We start from the raw sequence: 3,321 nt of genomic DNA on the forward strand, positions 1-3,321 counted from the left end.
GGTTCAACGCCTCGTCCAGGGTCGGCGCGAACCCGATCTTGTCGCCGAAGGCGACCAGAACGCGCTGCAGCGTYGGGTAGGACGTCTCGCCGGTCGACTTCAGGTAGACCGGCTGGACGTAGAGCATCCCTCCACCCACGGGCAGCGTCAGGAGGTTCCCGTTGAGCACAGCCGAAGCGCCCTGGCGCAGCAGGTTCAGTGCCTGCGACACGGTGGGGTCGGAGTTGAACTTGTTCTGAGCCTGGCCGGGGCCCGGCACCTGGGTTTCGGGCGGGATCTGCAGCAGCCGGAGCTGGCCGTAGCTGTCCGCCTTCACGCCCTTCTGGTTGCCTGCATCCGAATCCGCCGCCAGGAAGCCATACATGACGTTGCGGGCGGCCCCGTTGACCACTTGGGGTATGAACGAGGATGTCAGCTGGAAGGCCGGCTTCTGCTGGTCCGGCATCTGGAGAGACATGTAGAACGGCGGCTGCTTGACCTCATCCTTGACGGTGGGATCGTTCGGCACGCTCCACGCGTCGTCGTTCTTGTAGAAGCTGTCCGCCTGGGTGACGTGGTATCGGCCCAGAAGCTCGCGCTGGACCTTGAACAGGTCCTCCGGGTAGCGCACGTGGCTCATGAGGTCCCCGGACATTTCCGAGTACGGCTTCAGGGACGTCGGGAAGATACTCTGCCAGGCCTTCAGCACCGGGTCCTGATCGTCCCAGGCGTACAGCGTGACGGAGCCGTCGTAGGCATCCACGGTGGCCTTGACCGAGTTGCGGATGTAGTTGACCGAGCTGTTCGGCAGCGCCGCGGTCCGGCCCGCCGTCGTCTGGGAGTCGGTAGTGGCTGCTGAGAGCTGCTCCTGCTGGGAGTACGGGAAGTAGGGGCTGGTGGTGTAGCCGTCCACGATCCACTTTACCCGGCCATCTACCACAGCGGGATAGGCACTCCCGTCCACGGTCAGGTATGGCGCGACCTTTTCCACGCGGTCGCGGGGATTGCGGTCATAGAGGATTTGCGAATCCGCGTTCACGCCGTCGGAGAGCAGCAAATCCGACGACTGGAACTTGATCGCGTAGAGGACCTTGTTGAAGAAGCTCCCCACATTCGGGCCGCCGTTGCCGGTGAAGGTGTACTGGGTGTCCCCGGTACCTTCCGAGGTCGCTGGCCGGTCCTGCTCGCGGTGCGGGGCGCCGTCAGGAGCACCGACGATCGAGTAATCGGGAGAGTTCTGGCCGAAATAGATCCGGGGCTGGTAGGTCTGGTCGGTGCCGAGGACGCCGGTGGACGGGATGCCGGACTGGAGGAAGTCCGGCTTGCCGTCGACAGTGAATTTGTTGCCCTTGGCCGCGACCACGCCGTAGCCGTGGGTATAGACGACATGCCGGTTTAGCCACGACTGCTGGTTGGTGCTGAGTCCGTCGGGGTTGAGTTCACGGACTGCGATGACCGTGTCCTGGATCTTCCCGTCCACTGTGTACCGGTCCACGTTGAGCGCGCTCGGGAACTGGTAGTAGGGCCGGTACTGCTGGAGCTGGGAGAAGGCGTCGGAGATTAGGTTGGGGTCCAGCAGGCGGATATTGGCCGTCGTCTGCGCGTCCGGGGCCAGTGCGCCGGTCGTGGCGGTGGTGGTGGCGTTGTAGACCTTCTCCTGGATCTTATCCAGCCCGTAGGCGGCGCGGGTCATGCTGATGTTCCGCTCGATGTAGCTCTTCTCCAGGGTCTGCTCCGAGGGGCGGACCTGGAACTGCTGGATCACCCAGGGGTAGACGCCGCCGGCCAGGATCGAGGTGATGACGAGCATGGCGGTGCCGATTACCGGCAGCCGCCACTTGCCGATCACGGCGGCGACGATGAAGAGGACCGCCACGAGCGCCGCAGCGACGGCGAGGATGGATTTGGTCGGGATGACCGCGTTCACGTCGGTGTACAGCGCGCCGGCCCACCGGCCGCCGTTGTTGAGCACGGTTGAGTAGCGGTCCAGCCAGAAGTTGGCCCCGAGCAGCAGCAGGAACACGGCGCCGGTGACCGCAAGGTGGATCTGGGCGGCGCGGCTGGTGAAGATGCCGCGTTCCATCAGCCGAATGCTGCCGTACAGGTAGTGCGTAAGGATGCCGGCGATTCCGGCCACGACCACGACGCTGATCAGGAACCCGGTGACGAAGCCCAGGAACGGCAGGGTCATGAGGTAGAAGCTGATGTCCAGGTTGAACTGCGGATCGTTCTGGCCGAAGGGCTGCTGGTGCAGGAACAGCAGCACTTTCTGCCACTGGCTGGCGGCCGCACTGCCCGCGAAGAGGCCGAACAGGACGGGAAGGCCGATCATGACCACGCGGCGGATCGGCTCAAGCTGCGCCTGGTAGCGGTTGAGGTTGTCCCGGACTTCCGAATCCGGCGCGTAGACGGGACGCGCGTTGTAAGCGACGCGGATCGCGAAGAACATGGCGGCGAACATCACTGCGAAGCCGATGAGGAAGATGATGATCCGCGCCAGGTTCTCCGTCAGGAAAACCTGGAAGTAACCCAGTTGCTGGTACCAGAGGACGTCCGTCCAGACATTGGCGAAGAAAATGAAGCCGACCACGATCACGGCCACAACAATCAAGGTCGGCGTCAGTGCGCCCCTACGCTGCTGTGGTCTGCCGGGTGGGACGGGGCTGGGTCGGGACAAACTCGGTACCTCATAGCTGGTCGTCAGTGCTGGTTTAGTTGTCTTAAATCTTCAGTTGTCATTAGTGCCACGAGTGGCACTGGAGCTTAGTTCCGGGGTCAGTCTAGTTGTTGGAGCAAGCCGGGAGTCCGGATGTGTCGCCGCCCGTCGCGGCGACTTCGACGGCGTGCCGGGCTTCGGCCAGGCTCTCTACCTTGACGACCTGCATGCCGGCAGGAATGTGGCCCACGACGTCGTCGCAGTTGGCCGCCGGGGCGAGGAACATGGTGGCGCCGCCGGACCTCGCCCCGACCATCTTCTGGTCGATGCCGCCGATCGCTCCCACGACGCCGTCCGGCGTGATGGTGCCGGTGCCGGCGATGTGCCTGCCGCCGGTGAGGTCCCCGGGTGTCAGGGTGTCCACGATGCCCAGGGCGAACATCATGCCCGCGCTCGGGCCTCCGACCTTGTCCAGCGAGATTTTGACGTCGAAGGGAAACTTGAATTTGTATTGCAGCACGACGCCGAGCAGGTAGCGCCCGTTGGAGGCCTTGCCCGGGGTGATGGTCAGCGGCAGCTGGCTGCCGTTCCGGTCGACGACGACTGTGACCGGCTTGCCGTTTCCGGCCGCCAGCTCGCCCTGGACGACGCTGAGTGCGGTGATGGGTTTGCCGCCGATGGAGACC

At 64.3% G+C, this 3,321-nt stretch carries 2 protein-coding genes; both read right to left on the reverse strand.

The features are described from left to right. Positions 1-2,656, reverse strand: a 2,656-nt coding sequence (locus AB4Y86_RS15255) for a UPF0182 family membrane protein (protein ID WP_441403038.1), incomplete at its 3' end; no start/stop codon positions are given. Positions 2,657-2,759: 103 nt separating this feature from the next. Further along, a partial coding sequence (locus AB4Y86_RS15260; RefSeq protein ID WP_441403039.1) for a S16 family serine protease occupies positions 2,760-3,321 on the reverse strand: 562 nt, incomplete at its 5' end.

This window comes from Arthrobacter sp. 2YAF22_2, assembly GCF_052114645.1.
GTDB lineage: Bacteria > Actinomycetota > Actinomycetes > Actinomycetales > Micrococcaceae > Arthrobacter.